The organism is Candidatus Baltobacteraceae bacterium, assembly GCA_036559195.1.
GTDB lineage: Bacteria > Vulcanimicrobiota > Vulcanimicrobiia > Vulcanimicrobiales > Vulcanimicrobiaceae > JALYTZ01.
The window spans coordinates 21,795-40,397 of record DATBTN010000031.1 but is presented as its reverse complement, the minus strand read 5'-3'; the positions used below and the strand labels follow the sequence as shown (position 1 = coordinate 40,397).

The 18,603-nt window shown below is 63.7% G+C and carries 22 protein-coding genes; 20 read left to right on the top strand and 2 right to left on the bottom strand.

What is annotated here, in order from left to right:
• Positions 1-282: 282 nt before the first annotated feature.
• Complete coding sequence (locus VIG32_03585) at positions 283-3,054, bottom strand: adenylate/guanylate cyclase domain-containing protein (GenBank protein HEY8297087.1); 2,772 nt, start codon at positions 3,052-3,054, stop codon at positions 283-285.
• A 13-nt stretch (positions 3,055-3,067) separates the two neighbouring features.
• Positions 3,068-3,760, bottom strand: a complete 693-nt coding sequence (locus VIG32_03580) for a hypothetical protein (GenBank protein HEY8297086.1) — start codon at positions 3,758-3,760, stop codon at positions 3,068-3,070.
• A 43-nt stretch (positions 3,761-3,803) separates the two neighbouring features.
• Between VIG32_03580 and rpiB the strand changes: the two genes are divergently transcribed.
• The 20 genes from rpiB (at position 3,804) to murA (ending at position 18,514) form a co-directional block, all read left to right on the top strand.
• Positions 3,804-4,331: a ribose 5-phosphate isomerase B gene (gene rpiB, locus VIG32_03575; GenBank protein HEY8297085.1), complete on the top strand. Its 528-nt coding sequence runs from the start codon at positions 3,804-3,806 to the stop codon at positions 4,329-4,331.
• Positions 4,328-4,513, top strand: a complete 186-nt coding sequence (locus VIG32_03570; GenBank protein HEY8297084.1) for a hypothetical protein — start codon at positions 4,328-4,330, stop codon at positions 4,511-4,513. The genes rpiB and VIG32_03570 overlap by 4 nt, the downstream gene beginning before the upstream one ends.
• A 10-nt stretch (positions 4,514-4,523) precedes the next feature.
• Positions 4,524-5,771, top strand: a complete 1,248-nt coding sequence (glyA, locus tag VIG32_03565) for a serine hydroxymethyltransferase (protein ID HEY8297083.1) — start codon at positions 4,524-4,526, stop codon at positions 5,769-5,771.
• A gap of 6 nt (positions 5,772-5,777) precedes the next feature.
• A complete protein-coding gene (gene upp, locus VIG32_03560) occupies positions 5,778-6,449 on the top strand; it encodes a uracil phosphoribosyltransferase (protein ID HEY8297082.1) in 672 nt (223 codons plus the stop codon).
• Positions 6,450-6,476: 27 nt separating this feature from the next.
• The gene (locus VIG32_03555) at positions 6,477-6,914 is read left to right on the top strand and encodes a cytidine/deoxycytidylate deaminase family protein (GenBank protein ID HEY8297081.1); all 438 of its coding nucleotides are present in this window, start codon (positions 6,477-6,479) and stop codon (positions 6,912-6,914) included.
• Positions 6,911-7,969 carry an MraY family glycosyltransferase gene (locus VIG32_03550; GenBank protein HEY8297080.1) on the top strand — a complete coding sequence of 353 codons (1,059 nt, stop codon included), beginning with the start codon at positions 6,911-6,913 and terminating at the stop codon, positions 7,967-7,969. Before VIG32_03555 ends, VIG32_03550 begins: the two co-directional genes overlap by 4 nt.
• Complete coding sequence (wecB, locus tag VIG32_03545; GenBank protein ID HEY8297079.1) at positions 7,966-9,123, top strand: UDP-N-acetylglucosamine 2-epimerase (non-hydrolyzing); 1,158 nt, start codon at positions 7,966-7,968, stop codon at positions 9,121-9,123. The genes VIG32_03550 and wecB overlap by 4 nt, the downstream gene beginning before the upstream one ends.
• On the top strand, positions 9,120-9,305 hold the full coding sequence (locus VIG32_03540) for a hypothetical protein (GenBank protein HEY8297078.1): 186 nt from the start codon (positions 9,120-9,122) through the stop codon (positions 9,303-9,305). The genes wecB and VIG32_03540 overlap by 4 nt, the downstream gene beginning before the upstream one ends.
• Before the next feature lie 7 nt (positions 9,306-9,312).
• Positions 9,313-9,750 (top strand): hypothetical protein, encoded by a 438-nt coding sequence (locus VIG32_03535; protein HEY8297077.1) that lies wholly within the window; start codon positions 9,313-9,315, stop codon positions 9,748-9,750.
• A gap of 15 nt (positions 9,751-9,765) precedes the next feature.
• Entirely contained in the window at positions 9,766-10,497 is a 732-nt protein-coding gene (atpB, locus tag VIG32_03530) for a F0F1 ATP synthase subunit A (GenBank protein ID HEY8297076.1), read from the top strand.
• A gap of 20 nt (positions 10,498-10,517) precedes the next feature.
• Positions 10,518-10,796, top strand: coding sequence for an ATP synthase F0 subunit C (gene atpE / locus VIG32_03525; GenBank protein ID HEY8297075.1), 279 nt, complete (start codon positions 10,518-10,520; stop codon positions 10,794-10,796).
• A gap of 18 nt (positions 10,797-10,814) precedes the next feature.
• A complete protein-coding gene (locus VIG32_03520) occupies positions 10,815-11,246 on the top strand; it encodes an ATP synthase F0 subunit B (GenBank protein HEY8297074.1) in 432 nt (143 codons plus the stop codon).
• Positions 11,243-11,734 (top strand): ATP synthase F0 subunit B, encoded by a 492-nt coding sequence (locus tag VIG32_03515; GenBank protein HEY8297073.1) that lies wholly within the window; start codon positions 11,243-11,245, stop codon positions 11,732-11,734. The genes VIG32_03520 and VIG32_03515 overlap by 4 nt, the downstream gene beginning before the upstream one ends.
• Positions 11,734-12,276 (top strand): ATP synthase F1 subunit delta, encoded by a 543-nt coding sequence (gene atpH / locus VIG32_03510; protein HEY8297072.1) that lies wholly within the window; start codon positions 11,734-11,736, stop codon positions 12,274-12,276. Before VIG32_03515 ends, atpH begins: the two co-directional genes overlap by 1 nt.
• 147 nt (positions 12,277-12,423) lie before the next feature.
• Positions 12,424-13,923, top strand: a complete 1,500-nt coding sequence (atpA, locus tag VIG32_03505; GenBank protein ID HEY8297071.1) for a F0F1 ATP synthase subunit alpha — start codon at positions 12,424-12,426, stop codon at positions 13,921-13,923.
• Positions 13,923-14,786 (top strand): ATP synthase F1 subunit gamma, encoded by an 864-nt coding sequence (gene atpG / locus VIG32_03500; GenBank protein ID HEY8297070.1) that lies wholly within the window; start codon positions 13,923-13,925, stop codon positions 14,784-14,786. The genes atpA and atpG overlap by 1 nt, the downstream gene beginning before the upstream one ends.
• Before the next feature lie 24 nt (positions 14,787-14,810).
• Positions 14,811-16,283, top strand: a complete 1,473-nt coding sequence (atpD, locus tag VIG32_03495) for a F0F1 ATP synthase subunit beta (GenBank protein ID HEY8297069.1) — start codon at positions 14,811-14,813, stop codon at positions 16,281-16,283.
• Positions 16,283-16,699, top strand: coding sequence for an ATP synthase F1 subunit epsilon (atpC, locus tag VIG32_03490; GenBank protein HEY8297068.1), 417 nt, complete (start codon positions 16,283-16,285; stop codon positions 16,697-16,699). The genes atpD and atpC overlap by 1 nt, the downstream gene beginning before the upstream one ends.
• Positions 16,700-16,721: 22 nt before the next feature.
• A complete protein-coding gene (locus VIG32_03485) occupies positions 16,722-17,153 on the top strand; it encodes a hypothetical protein (GenBank protein HEY8297067.1) in 432 nt (143 codons plus the stop codon).
• Positions 17,150-18,514: a UDP-N-acetylglucosamine 1-carboxyvinyltransferase gene (murA, locus tag VIG32_03480; GenBank protein ID HEY8297066.1), complete on the top strand. Its 1,365-nt coding sequence runs from the start codon at positions 17,150-17,152 to the stop codon at positions 18,512-18,514. The genes VIG32_03485 and murA overlap by 4 nt, the downstream gene beginning before the upstream one ends.
• The last annotated feature ends 89 nt before the right edge of the window (positions 18,515-18,603 follow it).

The following is an 18,603-nucleotide window of genomic DNA, read 5'->3' as shown; positions in this document are numbered from 1 at the left end:
CTAAAGCGATCTGTCAAGACTTGACCGTGGTGGTAGAGTTGGAACATCGACTGCGCATGGCGCGCACCGCATTATAGGTGCTGGACCAACGTGAACACCTAGGGAGCATCAGCTCCGGATACGACGGCGTGGCTTGGGTCTAATAACCTGCCACACCTGCGCCCGGGCCGCACCCACCTGCGAGAAAGCAGGTTCAAAACCTCGTGCGGCAGACGCTACGTGCGGTTGATGAAAACCGGCCCGAAAAGGCCGGTTTTGCTTTGTGCCGGGGTTCGGCGCGGCCTACGCCCGGAGCGCCTCGTCGATCGCCTCGTCCTCGCCGAGCAGCGCGCCGGCCGCCATGTGGGCGCGCAGCTCGTCCGCGCCGAGCGTACCGAGCAGCGCCTCGACGATCCGGTCGTAGAGCCGCTTTTCGGTCATCTGGCGCACTTCGTCGATGGCTAGGAATCGTGCGTCGGTAAAACCGAGCAGACGCGCCGCGCGTTCGGCATCGCCTCGGGCCTGCGCGACGCCCGCGAGGTGCTGAATGCAGATCGGCACGTCGAGCAGATCTTGGATCTCCTGGCAGATTCCAATCGCTTCGCGTGCGGCGTCACGAGCCTCATCGACGGCGCCGATCCAGAGATGATACGCTGCCGCATTGACGAGATGCACCACGAGATTGGATCGAAAGCGCCGCCGCCGGCAGATCGCAATCGATTCGTTGGCGTGCGCGAGCGCCGCGCCAACGTCGCCGAAGCGAAATTCTTGTTCGGCGAGCCACGATTGCGTACGCGCCGCGCCGCGATCGTCGCCGGCGGCCCGATACAGCGCGGTTGCCTCGCGCAGGCATTGACGTTTTGCCTCCAAGTCGCTCAAGCAGTAGCTCTCAGCCGCGAGCGCGCGCGCGATCAGCCGCCGATCTTTTGTCCGTCGCGCGAGTTCGAGACCTTCCTCAAAAAGCGGCGTTGCTTCGGTAATGCGCTCCACAAATGCATAGTAGAGTCCTACCTGCACGGTCGCGCGCGCGATGTCGAGCGTCGTGCCGCACTCGCGAAAAATAGCTAAGGCCTGTTGGGCGAGTTCCAGTCGCTGCGAGAAGCCCATGCCGATGGCGTCGGAGATCGCCGACATGCCGCCGAGCAGTCGCGCGCGCAACGCGGGATCGCCGGATTCGCCCAGCGCGCCATGGGCGACGACGAGCCAGCGCCAGAGTTCGGCGGGCCGGGAGATCTCCGAAAAGACTTCGATTAGCAGCGCGATCAACTCGGCGCCGAGTTCGGGATCGGTCTTATCCGTGAGATACCAATCCAATGCGAGGCGAAAGTTGTCGGTTTCGGCAGCCAAGGGAGCGATCCACGTTCCCATGGGCGTGACATTTAACGACGGTTCGGCTTCGCGCAGCAGCGCGAGATAATACGCCGCGTGCTTTCCGCGCAGATGTTCGCGTTCGCCGCTCTCACCGAGTTTTTCGCTCGCATACTGGCGCGTCGATTCGAGCAGGCGGTACCGCTGCTCGCCGTCGGCCAATTCGGCGACGACCATCGATTTGTCGACGAGAGCGCCGAGCAGATCCAACACGTCCCACGATTCGATCGCGTCGTCGCTGCAGATCTCGCCGGCCGCTTCGAGCGTCCAGCCCCCGGCAAAAACGGCCACGCGCCGGAATACGGCCTTTTCGGCATCGCCCAGAAGGTCGTAACTCCAGTCGATGAGCGCGCGCATCGTTTGCTGGCGCGGAAGTGCCGTTCGGCTCCCGCCGGTCAAGAGGCGAAAGCGCTCGTCGAGTTTCGCTGCCAGCTGTTCGATCGAAAGAACCTTCAGGCGCGTTGCGGCCAGTTCGATCGCGAGCGCGATACCGTCGAGCCGGCGGCAGACATCGGCGACGACGGTCGCGTTGCGATCGGTGAGTTCGAATCGCGTGTTCGCCGCCGCAGCGCGTTCGGCAAAGAGCGCCACGGCCGCGTAGGCGCGCGCTTCTTCGGCGCCGATGCCGGCAACGGGCGGCGGGAGCGAGAGCGACGCCACGCGGTGAACGGTCTCGCCGCTTATACCGAGCCCTTCGCGCGAGGTCGCCAGCAGCTGCACCTTCGGACAACCGCGAATCAGCGCGTCGGCGATCGCGGCCGCTTCGGCGACGACGTGCTCGCAATTGTCGAATATCAACAGCGCCGCTTTGTTGCGCAGCGCGCTCACGATGACGTCGGTCAGCGATTTGCCGGGCTGATCGGTGATTCCAAAGATCGCGCCGACGGTGTTGGGAATCAGCGTCGCATCCACGAGCGGAGCGAACTCCACGTACCACACGCCGTCGGCGTAACGGTCGAGCAGATCGGCGCCGGTCTGCAGCGCGAGCCGCGTCTTTCCCACACCGCCGGTTCCAACCAACGTGAGCAGCCGCGTTCGTCCCATGTGTCGCGCGATCTCCGCGGCATCGGTTTCGCGTCCGACGAAACTCGTGACTTGCAGCGGCAGATTGTTCGGCAGCGATTCGAGCGATTTGAGCGCGAAAAATTGCTGCTGGAGATCGGGTGCGACGAGTTGATAGACCTGTTCGGGTTGCGTGAGATCTTTCAGGCGATGCGCGCCGAGATCGCGCAGCGACGCTTGCGGCGGCAATTCGTCCTGCACGAGGTCGGCCGCCGCGCCCGAGACCAGCACCTGGCCGCCGTAGCCGACGGCGAGCAGCCGGGCGACGCGGTTGACCGTGGGGCCGAAGTAATCGCCGTCGCGCTCGTCGGCATGGCCGACGTGGATCGACATACGAACTTTGAGCGAATCGACCGCCGAGAAGTCCTCGGCGGCCAGCGCGCGCTGCGCTTCCAACGCGGCACCGATCGCATCGCGAACGGTCGGAAAGGCCGCGCAAAACGCATCGCCGATCGTTTTGAAGACGTATCCGCTGTGAGATTCGATCGCGCCGCGCAGCAATGCGTCGTGGAGTTTGACCGCGGCCGCCGTCGCATCGCGATAGCGCTCCCAGCGTTGCGTGCTGCCTTCGATGTCGGTAAACAGGAACGCCACGGTCCCCGACGGGATCGGTGCGGCGTCGGCGGGACGGGCACTCTGCGGCACCTGGACCTCCTGCTTAACCCTCGAGCAGAGCGAAGGTCGCTGCGAGCGACTCGATCGTTGCAGAGCCGGTTTCGGTCTCCACCGCGAGAAACCCACGAAACGCGCCCAGCCGGGCCGTGGTCGAGGCCGCCGTCGCGCTATCGCTTCCGGCGTACCAAACGAGTACGCTTCGGGCCAGCACGCCCGCGAGATCGTCCGAGGGGTCGAACTCCGAAAAATCCGGCCCCAAGCGCAGCCACGCCGAGTCGGCTTCTTTGGATACGCGGCGCATGTCGTGCGAACTCGCAGCGAACGTTGCCCGGCGATTGCGTACGGCAAGCGTAACGTTGCGGCCCTTGGCAAGCGACGTAGCCATCCCGATGCGTTCGAGGGCGCTCGTCCAGGAAGTCGCGGTCTCGGTTTCGAGTTGCGATGCGAGCAGCGGCGCGCCGAGTGCCAGTGCGAGATCGAGCGTTGCGGTCATCGGCGCTTCGCCGGCGGCAAAGAAGCCGTCGTCGCGTACGGCCGCGACGGTCAATCCGAGGTCGGCGCACATCTTCTTGACTTGGGCGAGGTAGTCGCCGTCGATTCGCGGAAAGTGCGCAACGTCAAAAACGACGCCGTCGGCTCCGAGCTCGCGCGCGCACAGGTCGATCCATTCGAGTTGTGTGAGATCGCCGCTGCGAAGTTGTCGATCGAATGCCGTGCTCGAGCAGGCCAGCTTCATATGGCGCGACCGTTTCGACCGCTTAAGGGAAGGCCCTGCGCTCATGAAAATCGCCGTTGGAGCCGATCACGCCGGCTTCGAATGCAAAGATCGCGTCGCGCAGATGTTGCGCGATGCCGGCCACACCGTCACCGACTTCGGCACCCACGATGCCACGCCGGTCGACTACCCGCAATATGGGTACGCCGTCGGCGAAGCGGTCGCGTCGGGACAGGCCGAGCGCGGAATCGTGGTCTGCGGTTCGAGTTTGGGCATCTCGATTGCGGCCAACAAAGTGCCCGGCGTGCGTTGCGCGGCCGCCTTCGAACCGCTCGCTGCCGAACTTTCACGCCGGCATAACGACGCCAACGTGCTCGCACTCTCGGAGCGCCTCACGGGCTGGGAAATGATCGAACGGCTCGTCGAGGTTTTTCTCGCCACGCCGTTCGACGGCGGCCGCCACGCGCATCGCGTGGAACAACTCTTCGAATATACCGACGCGCAGAAGGCCCGTACGCTAAAAGCGATCGAGGCCGGCGCCGTAACGGGAGCGCAGACGCCCGCAGCCGACCTGCAAGGCAGCGCGACGTGACGGGGCAGCAGCGCTGGGTCATGATCGTCGTCTTCGCCGGTTCGATTTTGCTCGGTCTCTACGACGTCGTCATCGCGCTCTGGGGACACGGGGGCAACGTCGCCTTCGCTTGGATTTGGGCCGTCGTCATGGCGATCATCGCCGTGATGTCGGGCCGCATCGTCTTTCGCGGACGTCCGTAAGGAAGTACACATGAATATTTTAGAGCTGACCTCGCTCCAGGCGGAAGACGCGCAAGTGTTTGCGGCGATCCAGGACGAGGATAAGCGTCAGCGCGACAACCTCGAACTCATCGCCTCGGAAAACTACGCGAGCAAAGCGGTCCGCGAAGCGATGGGCTGCGTGATGACCAATAAATACGCCGAAGGCTATCCGGGAAAGCGCTACTACGGCGGCTGCGAGTACGTCGACGTCGCGGAGACGCTCGCGATCGAGCGCTTGAAGTCGCTCTTCGGTGCCGATCATGCCAACGTGCAAGCGCACGCCGGCGCCCAGGCAAACATGGCGGTCTTCATGGCGCATCTCCAGCCGGGAGATACCGTGCTCGGGATGTCGCTCGCGCACGGCGGTCATCTCACGCACGGAACGAAGGTGAGCTTTAGCGGAAAACTCTACAACGCGATCGCTTACGGCGTGCGCAAAGACGACGAGCTGATCGATTTCGACGAAGTACGCTCGCTCGCGCGCGAACACAAGCCCAAGATGATCATCGCGGGTGCGAGTGCGTATCCGCGCACCATGGAGTACGCGCCGTTTCGCGAGATCGCCGACGAGGTCGGCGCGACGTTTCTGGTCGATATGGCGCACATCGCGGGTCTGGTTGCCGTCGGGCTGCACCCCTCTCCGGTAGCGCTCGCCGATTTCGTGACCTCGACGACCCACAAAACGCTGCGCGGTCCGCGCGGCGGGCTGATCCTCTGCACCGAAAAATGGGCGCAGGCGATCGACAAGTCGATCTTCCCCGGCATCCAAGGCGGCCCGTTCATGCACACGATCGCCGCCAAGGCCGTCGCCTTCGGCGAAGCGCTGCGCCCCGATTTCAAAACCTATCAAGAACGCGTCGTCGCGAACGCCAAAGCGATGGCCGACGAGTTTACCGCGAACGGTCTGCGGCTGGTCGGCGGCGGGACCGACACGCACTTGATGCTGGTGGATCTGTCGGTCAAGGGGCTCACCGGTAAGGACGCCGAGAAGTATCTCGACGAGATCGGCATCACGGTCAACAAGAACGCGATCCCGTACGACAAGCAAAAACCGTTCGTGGCCAGCGGCATCCGCATCGGCACGCCCGCGATCACGACCCGCGGATTCGGAGTCGAGGATTGCCGCGAAGTCGCAAAGATCATCTGCGCCGGCCTCGACGACATCGCCGCCCGCGCAAAGATCGACTCCCTGCGCGGCCGCGTGCGCGAACTAACGGCTCGCTTCGACGTGCCTTAAGGCCGTATGTCGCAAATCGCGTCGTCGCTGCACGTCGTCGACCATCCGGCGGTTGCCGACCGGCTCGCGCGCTTGCGCGATCGGGATACGCCGACCCCGGTCTTTCGAAAATTGCTCGAAGAGCTGGGCGTTTTTCTCGCCTATGAGGCGACGCGGCGGCTGCCGTTGCGCGACGAGCGCGTCGTAACGCCGGTCGCGCAAACGACGGCGCAGCGCATCGCCACGCGTCCGGTCGTCGCACCGATCCTGCGCGCGGGCCTCGGGCTGCTTCCGGGATTTCTCGCAGTGATCGACGATGCGGTCGTCGCGCACCTCGGCTTCTATCGCGATCCGAGTTCGCTGCAGCCGGTGCCCTATTATGCGAACGTGCCCGACGATCTCTCGGAGCGTCACGTCTTCGTGCTCGATCCGATGCTCGCGACCGGCAACTCCGGCGCCGCAGCGCTCGACGCGCTGGCGACACGCGGAGCGCGGCACCTGACGTTCGTGAGCGTACTCGCCGCGCCCGAGGGCATCGCTCGCATCGCCGCCGCGCATCCGGACGTTCGCGTCGTTACCGGCGCGCTCGACGAGCGGCTCAACGATCACGGCTACATCTTGCCCGGCCTCGGCGATGCCGGCGACCGGATGTTCGGGAGCACGAGTTCGGTTCCGGTCTCCGTGCGCCCCAGGCAGTAGTCGCCTAGCCGGATAAGACTAGAGATCATGCGCCCAGGCTGGGATGAATACTTCATGCAGATCGCTCGCACCGTCGCGACGCGAGCGACGTGCCCCCGCGCGTCGGTCGGCGCGGTGCTCGTGCGCGACCATCGCATTCTGACGACCGGCTACAACGGTGCGCCGCGCGGCGTCGCGCATTGCGCCGAGGTCGGCTGCACGCTCGCGAGCGAGCATTGCGTGCGCGCCACGCACGCCGAGGCCAACGCCGTCGTCCAAGCGGCATTGCACGGGATCACCCTCGCGAACTCGATCGCCTACTGCACGCACCAGCCGTGCGTGAATTGCTCGAAGCTGCTCATTAGCGCCGGCGTCGTGAAGATCGTCTACGAAGCCGCCTACATCGATCCGATCGCGCAGGAACTCCTCGCCGAAGCGGGCGTCGCGCTCGCGCAGTTCGCGGCGCTCGAGGGCAGCCGCGTATGAACGAGGTCGTCTACCTCTATATCGCGGCGTTCGTCATCGCGCTCGCGGCGACGACCTTCGCAACCCCGCTCATCTGCCGGCTCGCGACGCACCTGGGCGTCATCGATCGATTGGGTGAGGAACGGCGCGTGCACGAGAAAGAAACCCCGCGTATCGGCGGCGTCGCCGTCTTCTTCGGATTTGCATTCGCACTCTTTGCCGTTCTGGGCGTCGCGCTCGCGCACGTCCACGGCTTCTTTCCGCCCGATCCGACCGAGTCGCTGCAAGATCAGCTTCACGACCAGCTCGCGTCGGTTCACAACTTGGTCGGGCTGCTCTTCGGGAGCATGCTGATTCTCGGGGTCGGCCTTTGGGACGACATCATGCAGATGCGTCCGCGCAATAAATTTCTCGCGCAGATCGTCGTAGCGCTCGTCTCGATGATTTACGGTTTCTTGATTCCCGGTATCGAGAATCCGTTCACGCATCAATACGTGAACTTTCCGGTGTGGGTCGGCGTGCCGCTCACGCTGCTATGGTACGTCGGTATGATGAACGCGATCAATTTCATCGACGGGCTCGACGGCCTGCTCGCGGGCGTGACCGCGATCTCCGGCATCTTTCTGTTCGCGATTGCCATCCTGCACGCGAACCCCGTCGTCGCGCTGGTCGTGATCGCGCTAGCTGGAGCGGCGTTGGGATTCTTGCCGTACAACTTCAATCCGGCGCGCATCTTTCTGGGCGACGCCGGTTCGCTCTTTATCGGCTACGTTTTTGCGACGGTCTCGATCATCGGCGCGAGCAAGAGCGTCATCGCCGTGGGGCTCATCGTCCCGTTGGTCGTCTTGGCTTTGCCGATTCTCGATACGGCCGCCGCGATCTACCGGCGCGCGCGTTCGGGCAAACGCATCACCGAGGCCGATCGCGGACACTTTCACCATCAGTTGATCTTCCGCTACGGCCTCAACGTGCGCCAGGCGGTCTTGCTCATCTACGCGGTGTGCTTCGTCCTCGGAGCCGCCGCGCTGTTGCTCTCCACGGGGTTTAACCCGCTGCTAAAAGTTGCGAGACTGTGACCGAGAGACTCAAGGTTATGACCGTGTTCGGCACGCGTCCCGATACGATCAAAATGGCACCCGTCGTGCACGCGCTTGCGAATAACTCCCGCGTCGACTCGATCGTGTGCGTGACGGCGCAGCATCGGCAGATGTTGGACGATCTCTTGCGGCTTTTCGAGATCGAGCCGCGTTACGATCTCAACATCATGACGCCCGATCAAACGCTCACCGAGATCACCACGCGCGTGCTCGGCGGCATGGAGCGCATTCTAACCGAGGCTTGCCCGGACGTCGTGCTGGTGCACGGCGATACGGCTACAAGCACCTCGGCCGCACTCGCCGCGTTTTACGCGCGCATCCCGGTGGGACACGTTGAAGCGGGCCTGCGCACCAACGACCGCTGGTCGCCGTACCCCGAAGAGATGAATCGCCGGCTCACGGGAACGATCGCGTCGTATCACTTCGCGCCCACGCCGCTGGCGCGCGAGCATCTACTGCGCGAGCACACCGCTGCAAACGACGTCATCGTTACCGGGAATACGGTGATCGACGCATTCCTCACGACGGCGCGGCGCACGGATTTGGCGCTTCCGCCGGGTGCCGAACACCTCGATCCGGCGCGGCCGCTGGTGCTGGTCACGGCTCACCGGCGCGAGAATCATCCGCACATGCGCGAGATGTGCCTGGCGATGCGGGCCATCGCCGAGCTGCCGATGCGGCCGCAGATCCTCTGGCCGGTTCACCCCTCGCCGCACGTACGGCCGGTCGCCCACGAAATTCTGGGCGACGTTCCCGGCGTCGTCTTAACCGACCCGATCGACTACGCGGCGATGGTCGCAGCGGTGCGCGCCTGCACCTTCGTACTCACCGATTCGGGCGGTCTGCAAGAAGAGGCACCATGTCTGGGCAAGCCGGTTTTGGTTATGCGCGAGGAAACCGAGCGCCCCGAGGGGCTGGAGGCCGGGACGCTGGAGCTCGTAGGCCACCGCCGCGATCGCATCGTCGAAGCGGCCGTCCGCTTGCTGACCTCGCCTGCGGAGTACGAACGGATGGCGCGCGCCAGCAATCCCTACGGCGACGGCCAGGCCTCCGAGCGGATCGTTTCGTGGCTGCTGGCGCGGCTGCGCGGGGGCGTCTATCCCCGGCCGTTCGAGACCGGCGAGGCGGCGTGAACTCGGCCCTCCCGCTGATCGGCGCCGGGGCAACGTTCGCGGGATCGGCGGTGGCGGGGTTGCTCGCGGGTATTTGGATGAGCCGGGTCACCGGTTCGGAGTTGTGGGTACTCGGTGGGCTCTTCGCCGGGCTCTCGATCGGCGGCTTTGCGGCCTATCGACTCGTCGTTCGGTCCCTTTGAGAACGGCGTGGATCCGAGAAATCCGCAGCAGGATTCGCCCCTAGCCCGCCGTACCTACACCCCCGCCGAAGCGGCGGCCGATCTTGCGAACTATCGCAGGTTCAAGAGGTGGGTAAGTCTCGGAACGCTGCTCGTCGTCGTCCTCGTCGCCCCGCTCCTCGCGTACCGGTCCCCCAGCCTCGCCCTCGCCCTTGCGGCCGGAGGGGTCTGCGGCATCGCCAACGCGCTGCTGGTGATGTACGGCAACGAGCGACTGGTCGAGCGCCGGCTCGTGGGAATGCACGTCATAAGTAGTTTGCTGCGCATCGGGCTCTTCGGTATAGTTCCGGTGTTGTTGACGCTTCGGAGCGGCTCGTTATGGAGCCTGGGGCTCTACTTCGCCGGGTTTTTTATTCCACTCGCGCTCTACGGTCTGGCCGTCGGCCTCACGTACGCGCGAAAATAGCCCGTATAGGGAAAAATGCACGAGAAGATAGGCGAACATTTTACGTGGCAGTGGCCGATCCTCGGATCGGTGCATGCCGATACGATCATGACGACGTGGCTCGTCATGCTCGTTTCGCTCGTCTTTTTCGCATGGATCGGCGCGAGCTACCGCTCGGCCAAGATCAACAAGCGTCAGGCGATCTTCGAAGGCGTCATCAATTACATTGCGGATCTTACGACCGGCGTGCTCGGCGAGCGCGGCGAGCCGTTCGTCCCGTTCTTTATCGCGCTCTTCATCTTTATTTTTCTGCTCAACCAGTTCGGCATCGTGCCCTTTAAGGCGTTCGGATTGCCGTTTGGCGGCTCGCCGACGGCCGATCTGAATACGGTCGTGCCCTACGCGCTGGTCGTCTTCTTCATGATTCAGATCGTCGCGTTTCGCAAGAAGGGCGTCGGCTATCTCAAGCATTTGCTGCAGCCGTTCCCGGTGCTGCTGCCGCTCAATATCATCGACGAAATTCTGCGGCCGATCACGCTTGCGGCTCGGCTGTTCTTCAACATCTTCGTCGGCGAACTGCTCTTCATCATCGTGGCCTCGATCATCGAAGCGAAGATTCGCATCGGCTTCTTCGATCTCTCGATCGCGGTCTCGATCGTGCCGTTCTTTATCCAGTTCTTCAACTTCTTCGTCGGAACGATCCAAGCGTTTGTTTTCACCCTGTTGGCGATCGTCTATCTCTCCCTCGCGATCGCCGAAGAACACTAGCCCTTTAGAAAGGTACGTCCTTGAATCCTGAAGCGTTAATCGCAGCGGCCGCCCTCCTCGCCTTCGGTATCATCATCTCGGGCGTCGCGTTCGGCTCCGCCGTCGGCGACGGCAACGTCGCCTCCAAGGCGGTCGAAGCCATCGCGCGTCAACCCGAGGCCCGCTCGAACATCTTCACGTTCATGTTCCTCGGCGTCGGCGTGTTGGAAGCCGTGCCGTTCATCGCGATCGCATTGGCGTTCTATATCTTGCTGGTCGTCGCCAAGGTTCCGCAGATCATCACGGCGCTGGTCAAATAAGAGGCACGCCGCACTCTCATGTTCCTTTCGCTCGATAAGACGCTCATCGTCCAACTGATCAATTTCGCGATTTTCTTCGCGATTTTGAACGTGATCTTTTTGCGTCCCGTCGGTAAAGCGATTCGCGAGCGCCGGGAGTATATCAACAGCCTGACCAACGACTACGATCGTTACCAGGCTGAGGCGGCCTCGTTGCGGGCCCAGGCGGAGAGCGTGCGCGGCGCGGCGCGACGCGAAGCCGAGGCGCTGCTCGCAAAGACCCGCGCGCAGACCTCCAACGAGACCGCGGAGATTGCGGTCCGGTACGCGCAGCAGGCGACGCAGGCGGTCGAATCGGCGCACGAAGTCGTTGCCGGCGAGCTCGCGAACGCGCGCGCCAACGACGAACGAACGATCCGCGAACTCGCGGACCTGCTGGTCGATCGTGCCGTCGCGGAGGTTCGTTCGTGAACTACGAAAGCATCGCGCTTCTCAGCCAAGTCGTATCGGCGTTTCTCTTTATTGCGGCGCTCGTCTTCATCTGGGTGAAGTATCTTCAGCCGGCGGTGCTCGCGGCCCAGGAGAGCCACAACCGCCAGATCGCCGAGGCCGAGCGCCATCGCGACGAAGCCAAGGCCACGCTCGATGCGCTCCAGGGCGAGATCGTCGCGGCGCAGAGCGATTCAAGCGCGATCGGCGCTCGCGCTCGCACGCAGGCGCAGCGCGAACGCGAGGCCGCTTTGACCGAAGCGCGCGCGTCGGGCGAGCGTGCGGTGCGCAACGCTGCTGGCGAGTTGGATCGCAGCCGCGAAGCCGCGCGCAAACAGCTGCGCGAAGAACTTCTTGAAAAAGCTCTCGGCGTGGCGCGCAGCGATGCCGCAGCCCGCGTAAACCGTGCGGTCGACACCGGGCTCGTTACCGCTTTCATCAATCATCTCGAACGTGGTGCTCGAAACTAATGGCCAACGAAACGCTCGCACGCCGCTACGCGCTCGCCGTCTTCCAACTCGCGCAAGAGGCGCAGGCAGTCGACGGCGTCGGAAAGGACTTGCGGACGATCGCCGACGGCATCTTTGCCGATCCGGCTACCAAAGAGTTCGTACTTTCGCCGGTCGTCGATCGCAAGGGCAAGGAGCAGGTACTCGCGTCGGCGTTTTCAGGCAAGGCGCACGAAATCGCGCTGCACGCGCTCCTACTCTTGGTGCGCAAACGCCGCGAAGCGCTCTTGCGAGAAATCGTCGAGCAATACGCCGTGCTGGAGCTGCAGGCACGCGGCCTCGAGCCGTTGACGGTAACCGCCGCGCACGAACTTTCGAGCGAAGAACTGCGCGCGCTGGTCGAACGCCTGGAAAAGATTTACGATAAAAAGTTCGACGTCACCCAGCGCGTCGCGCCCGACCTCATCGGCGGCGTGCGCATAACGATGGGCGACCGCCGCGTCGACGGCTCGGTCGCCGGCCGCCTAGAAGAACTCACCCGAACCCTATTCGCCCAAAACTAACGATGAAACAAACAATAATGAGATCGATCATCCACGGGCGCCCACGGGGAACGTCCAAATCAGCAACACATTCAGGCGCCCAAGCCCCCGTTCGGGGGCCCCAGCTCGGCTGGGGGGCGCGGAGCTTAGAGCGGAGCGCCTTTCAAAATGATTAATGCAGACGAGATTGCCGGGATCCTTAAGCAGCAGATCGCGAGTTTCAGCTCCGAGGTCCAGGAGGATCAGGTTGGGACCGTGATCGAGGTTGGGGCGAATCTCGCGCGGATCTACGGGTTGCAAGGCGTGCGTTCGTCGGAACTCGTGGAGTTTCCGAACGGTCTTCAGGGCGTCGCGCTCAATCTCGAAGAGGACAACGTCGGCGTCGTGATCATGGGACCCGACAACGAGATTAAGGAAGGCGATAAAGTTCGCCGCACGGGCCGCATCGCGTCGGTGCCGGTGGGCGAGGCGCTGCTCGGCCGCGTCGTCGATCCGCTCGGCGCGCCGATCGACGGCAAGGGCCCGATCGCGACCAAAAAATATCGCACCATCGAGAACGTGGCTCCCTCGGTCGTCGAGCGGCAAGGGGTCAAGCAATCGTTGCCAACCGGCATCCGCGCCATCGACGCGCTGATTCCGATCGGCAAGGGCCAGCGCGAATTGATCATCGGCGACCGCAGCACCGGTAAGACGGCGATCGCGATCGACACGATCATCAATCAAAAGGGCCGCAACGTCTTCTGCATCTACGTTGCGATCGGCCAGAAGAGTTCTACCGTCGCCGCGCTCGCGCAGACCCTCGAGAAGAAGGGCGCGATGGAGTACACGACGATCGTCTCCGTCGGTCCGTCGGATGCCGCGGCGCTACGTTGGATCGCTCCGTTTGCCGGCGCGGCGATGGGCGAGGAATTGATGCTCGCGGGCAAAGACGTCCTCATCGTGTACGACGATCTCACCAAACACGCGCAATCCTATCGCGAAATGGCGTTGTTGCTGCGCCGTCCGCCGGGCCGCGAAGCCTACCCGGGCGACGTCTTCTTCCTGCACTCGCGCTTGCTCGAGCGCGCCGCGAAACTCTCGGACGAACTGGGCGGCGGCTCGATGACGGCGCTGCCGATCATCGAAACGCAGGCCGGCGACTTCGCCGCGTACATTCCAACCAACGTGATCTCGATCACCGACGGCCAGATCTACCTAACTCCGAATCTCTTCTTCCAGGGAATCCGTCCGGCAGTCGACGTGGGCCTCTCGGTCTCGCGCGTGGGCGGTTCGGCGCAGACCAAGGCGATGAAATCGGTCGCCGGTCAGTTGAAACTCGAACTCGCGCAGTATCGCGATCTCGCGGCGTTCGCGAAACTCGCGAGCGATCTCGATAAGTCGACGCAGAATCAATTGCTGCGCGGCGAGAAGCTCACCGAGTTGCTCAAGCAGCCGCAGTACCAGCCGATGCCGGTCGAAGAGCAAGTCGCCATCCTGTTCGCGGCCACCAAAGGCTACGTGAACGATATCCCGACGCCGCGGCTGCAAAACTGGGCGACCGCATTCGTCTCGTGCCTGCACGATAAGCATCCCGATTTGCTCGAGTCCATCGAAAAGAGCGGCCAACTCTCGGACGAGACCAAGCAAAAACTCGAAGCCGCGCTGACGGAGTTCAATAAAACCTTCTAATGGCTTCAGTTAAGGATCTTCGGGAGCGCATACGCTCGCTGAAGAACACGCAGCAGATCACCAAGGCGATGAAGCAAGTCGCCGCGGCGAAGATCCGGCGTGCCGAGATGGCGCAAAAACAAGCGCGTCCGTACGCCGAGACCCTCGGCGAGATGCTGCGCGACTTGATGGCCTCGGTCGGCAGCGTCGATCATCCGTTCATGAAGCCGGGCCGCGAGGGCGCGCCCTCGGGCGTGATCCTGATGACGGCCGACAAAGGCCTCGCGGGCGCGTTCAATTCCAACGCGATCCGGCAGGCCGAGATCTACCGCCGCGATCATCAAGACGCCGTCTTTTATACCGTCGGCATCAAGGCGCGCAACGCCGTGCGGCGATTCGGACAGAGCGAGCACCTCACGTGGCCGCTCAACGCGCCCTCGAAGATCGCCGCGGCGCGCGAACTGGCGCAGACCGTAACCGACGATTTCGTGGCCGGTAAGATCGGCGATATCACGCTCGTCTCCCAAAAACTCGTCTCGATGATCTCGCAAAAACCGGAGACTCGGCGCCTGGTGCCGGTCGAAGGCGAGGCGCTTCGCGGCGGCGGCGAGGCGGGCCCCAAGAGCGCGGTCGAGTTCGCGCCCTCGCCAGAGTTCGTGCTCTCGCGCTTGCTGCCGAAATATCTGGAATTCACCCTCTTCTCGGCTATGCTCGAGACCGACGCGGCGTTCTTCGCAGCTCAGCTGCTCGCGATGAACAACGCAACCGAAAATGCGGGCAAACTCATCGACGAACTCACCATCGCGATGAACAACGCGCGTCAAGCGGCGATCACTAAAGAACTGCTCGAAATCGTCGGCGGCGCCGAAGCGCTGCGCGGATGACGGCACACGCAAAAGGATACGTACATGGCTGCCACTGGTAAAGTTGTCCAAGTCCTCGGAAACGTCGTCGATGTCGAGTTTACGGCCGAAACGCTGCCGAACATCAACGACGCGTTGACGCTGCGGGTCAACGAAGATCGCGCTTCGTCCAACGGACAAGCGCCGGCGCAAGGCGAGATCGAACTCGGCGGCACGGCGATGCAGGCTCGCGACCTGGTACTCGAAGTGCAGGACGAACTCGGCAACAACCAAGTGCGTTGTCTCGCGATGGGTTCGACCGACGGTTTGGCGCGCGGCGCGGCGGTAACGTCCACCGGCAAACCGATCACGGTTCCGGTCGGCGAAGGCACGCTCGGGCGCATCTTCAACGTGCTCGGCAAAGCCATCGACTCGACCGACGAAGTGAAGGCCTCGGCGATGTGGCCGATCCACCGCTCGGCTCCGACGTTCGCGGCGCAGGACCCGACGCCGAAACTCTTCGAGACCGGCATCAAAGTCATCGACCTCATGGCCCCGTACACGCGCGGCGGTAAGGTCGGACTCTTCGGCGGCGCGGGCGTCGGCAAGACCGTCCTCATTCAAGAGTTGATTCGAAACATCGCAAACGTGCATAAGGGCTTCTCGGTCTTTACCGGCGTCGGCGAACGCACGCGCGAAGGCAACGATCTCTGGACGGAGATGAAAGAGTCCGGCGTGCTCGCGCAGACGACGCTCGTCTTCGGGCAGATGGACGAGCCGCCCGGCGTGCGCTTTCGCATCGCGCAGACCGGCGTAACGATGGCCGAATACTTCCGCGACGAACTCGGCGCCGACGTGCTGCTCTTCATGGACAACATCTTCCGCTATCTGCAGGCCGGATCGGAAGTCTCCGCGCTGATGGGCCGCATGCCGTCGGCGGTCGGCTATCAGCCGACGCTCGCGACCGACATGGGTTCGCTCGAAGAACGCATCACCTCCACGCATAAGGGCTCGATCACTTCGGTGCAGGCCGTTTACGTGCCGGCCGACGACTACACCGACCCCGCCGTCGCGGTGACGTTCGCGCATTTGGATGCGACGACGGCGCTTTCGCGGCCGATCTCGGAGCTGGGCATCTACCCGGCCGTCGACCCGCTCGCCTCGAACTCGCGGATCCTCGATCCGCAGATCGTCGGGCAGGAACACTACGACGTCGCGCGCGGCGTACAAGAGACGCTGCAGCGTTACAAAGATCTGCAGGACATCATCGCGATTCTCGGCGTGGAAGAACTCTCCGAAGACGACAAGGTCACGGTCGGCCGCGCGCGCCGCATGCAGCGTATGTTTTCGCAGCCGTTTTTCGTTGCGGAGCAGTTTACGGGAACGCCCGGCAAATACGTCAAGCTCGCCGACACGATCGCGGCGTTCAAAGAGATCCTCGACGGCAAGGTCGATAATCTCCCGGAGCAAGCGTTCTTCTACAAGGGCGGCATCGACGAAGTCAAGGAAGCCGCCGAAAAACTCGGCGCCGCAGTTTGATGCCCGCGACGATTCCGTTCAAGCTCATCACGCCGACCAAAGTGATCTTTGAAGGCGATGCGGAGCTGGTGATCGCCGTCACGACCGAGGGCGAGGAAGGTATCCTCGCGCACCACGCGCCGTTCTTGAGCGCGCTCAAACCGGGCGTGCTGCGTGCAAATATCGTCGAGAACGGCGCGGCCAAACGACTCGAACTTGCGACGGCCGAGGGGTTCATGCAAGCCTTGCCCGATCGCGTCACCGTCCTGGTCGACGCCGCGCTCGCATTCGACGAAGTCGACGTTGCCCAAACGCGCGTGGAGCTTACCGAGGCAACCGAGCGGCAAAAAGCCGCTACCGAGCCGCACGCGGTCGAGCGCGAAGCGGCGCTCATCGACTTCGCTAACGCCAAGCTGCGTCTAACCGGACACCACTAAGACTCCGGCGAAACTGCGGGTCGTGCGACACACGCCGGGCTGGTCCGTTTTAGCCGCGAACGCGCTCGAGCTCGGCGCTCTCGCCTTCTTCGCGCGCGTCACCGAGCCGGCGGTCGAGCGGCCCTACCGCCCGATCTCGTTCGTACCGCCGTCGCAGGTCCCGGAGTTCATCGCCGAAGTCGCCGATCGGAGCGCCGCCTACTATACTGCGAGCGACGGAACGCTTTGGATCGCGATCGGGTTATATGCCGACGGGCGGGCGCGCATTACCGACAACCTCGGACGGCGCTTCGCCGGGACGCTGCACGACCGGCGCGCGGAGATGGTGGAACTGGGCAGCGGTACGGCGAGCGACCTGATCGCACGATTTGGAATCGATGGGACACTACGGTTGGAAATGCACGGCGGATCTTATGACGGGCGCGTTTTTATGTGCGAGCCCTTGACGGTATGAATACGCTCGATCGTCTGGAAACGACGCTGCGCGTGCGCGGCGGCGCGCAACTCGAGGGCACGATTGCGACGCACGGTGCGAAGAACGCGGCGCTGCCGATCATGGCTGCGGCCTTGCTCGCGAAGAGCACCGTCACGCTGCATCGGGTCCCGCGTATCACCGACGTCTCGGTCATGTGGTCGTTGCTCGAATCGCTCGGCGCGCGTCTGCGGTACGAGGGTGACGGCACCGTCACGATCGATCCGCGCAACGTCGCCTCGCACCGCGCGCCCTACACGCTCGTTCGCAAACTGGCCGCCTCGTTCGACTTGGTTGGCCCGCTGTTAGGGCGTTTCGGCCGCGCGGAGGTACCGCTTCCGGGCGGCTGCGTGCTCGGCACGCGCGCGACCGACATGCACGAACAAGCGTTTCGCGCGCTCGGCTGCGACGTAAAAAACGCGCACGGCTATCTCGTCGCAACCGCGATGAACCGGCGCTTGCACGGCGGCGAGATCGAATTGCGAATGCCGTCGGTCGGTGCGACGAAGAACGCGCTGCTCGCGGCGGTTCTTGCCGACGGTACCACCACGATCCGCAACGCGGCGATGGAACCCGAAGTCGGCGATCTCGCCGGATTTCTGCAGGCGATGGGTGCCAACGTCAAAGGCGCCGGTTCCGACACCATCGTCGTCGACGGCGTGACCGAACTCCAAGGCGTGGAATATACGATCATTCCGGATCGCATCGTCGCCGGTACGCTGCTGCTCTGCGGCGCGATTACGCGGGGCGACGTGACGGTCACCAAATGCGATCCCGACCACTTGCATGCCGTTACGCTCAAGCTCCAAGAGTGCGGTGCCGTTATGACCTCGGGCGATGATTGGCTGCGCATTCAGGCCGGCGGCATAACCGGCGGCACCGAGATTCTGACCGCTCCCTATCCCGGATTTCCCACGGATCTGCAGCCGCAGATGGTTTCATTTCTCTGTACCGCACCGGGGACCAGCATCGTCGAAGAATCGATCTTTAACGCCCGGTTTTCATACGTGAACGAGCTGGCTCGCATGGGCGCCGACGCGCGCGTCTCGATGGAGAGCAACACCGCGGTCATCCGGGGCGTCGAGTCGCTCTCGGGAGCGCCGGTCGAAGCGCCGGATATCCGGGCGGGGGCCGCGCTCGTGGTCGCGGGTCTGGCGGCTCAAGGCGAGACGGAGATCATCGGCCTCGAGTACATCGACCGGGGCTACGAGCGCCTCGAAGAGATGCTCTCGACCCTGGGCGGCCAAGTCCAACGCTCGAGCGGGATCACGCCGCTAGCCGAACCAACCGGACTTTTCGAAACAAGCGCGTATCCTACGACCCGACCCCGAACACCAGAGTAAAGAATTCCAATCGCGGCGCCCCCGGGGAGCGCCCAAGTCAGCACTACATTCAGGCGCCATGCGGTCCGGGGGGCCCCACGCAGTGGGGG

What these genes read in the sequence shown, in the direction of transcription:
- rpiB (HEY8297085.1), top strand. Translation starts at nt 3,804, where the DNA reads ATGAAAATCGCCGTTGGAGCCGATCACGCCGGCTTCGAATGCAAAGAT.
- atpB (HEY8297076.1), top strand. Translation starts at nt 9,766, where the DNA reads ATGCACGAGAAGATAGGCGAACATTTTACGTGGCAGTGGCCGATCCTC.
- atpD (HEY8297069.1), top strand. Translation starts at nt 14,811, where the DNA reads ATGGCTGCCACTGGTAAAGTTGTCCAAGTCCTCGGAAACGTCGTCGAT.
- VIG32_03580 (HEY8297086.1), bottom strand. Translation starts at nt 3,760, where the DNA reads ATGAAGCTGGCCTGCTCGAGCACGGCATTCGATCGACAACTTCGCAGC.
- murA (HEY8297066.1), top strand. Translation starts at nt 17,150, where the DNA reads ATGAATACGCTCGATCGTCTGGAAACGACGCTGCGCGTGCGCGGCGGC.
- VIG32_03520 (HEY8297074.1), top strand. Translation starts at nt 10,815, where the DNA reads ATGTTCCTTTCGCTCGATAAGACGCTCATCGTCCAACTGATCAATTTC.
- upp (HEY8297082.1), top strand. Translation starts at nt 5,778, where the DNA reads ATGTCGCAAATCGCGTCGTCGCTGCACGTCGTCGACCATCCGGCGGTT.
- VIG32_03550 (HEY8297080.1), top strand. Translation starts at nt 6,911, where the DNA reads ATGAACGAGGTCGTCTACCTCTATATCGCGGCGTTCGTCATCGCGCTC.
- atpA (HEY8297071.1), top strand. Translation starts at nt 12,424, where the DNA reads ATGATTAATGCAGACGAGATTGCCGGGATCCTTAAGCAGCAGATCGCG.
- atpG (HEY8297070.1), top strand. Translation starts at nt 13,923, where the DNA reads ATGGCTTCAGTTAAGGATCTTCGGGAGCGCATACGCTCGCTGAAGAAC.
- VIG32_03555 (HEY8297081.1), top strand. Translation starts at nt 6,477, where the DNA reads ATGCGCCCAGGCTGGGATGAATACTTCATGCAGATCGCTCGCACCGTC.
- glyA (HEY8297083.1), top strand. Translation starts at nt 4,524, where the DNA reads ATGAATATTTTAGAGCTGACCTCGCTCCAGGCGGAAGACGCGCAAGTG.
- atpH (HEY8297072.1), top strand. Translation starts at nt 11,734, where the DNA reads ATGGCCAACGAAACGCTCGCACGCCGCTACGCGCTCGCCGTCTTCCAA.
- atpC (HEY8297068.1), top strand. Translation starts at nt 16,283, where the DNA reads ATGCCCGCGACGATTCCGTTCAAGCTCATCACGCCGACCAAAGTGATC.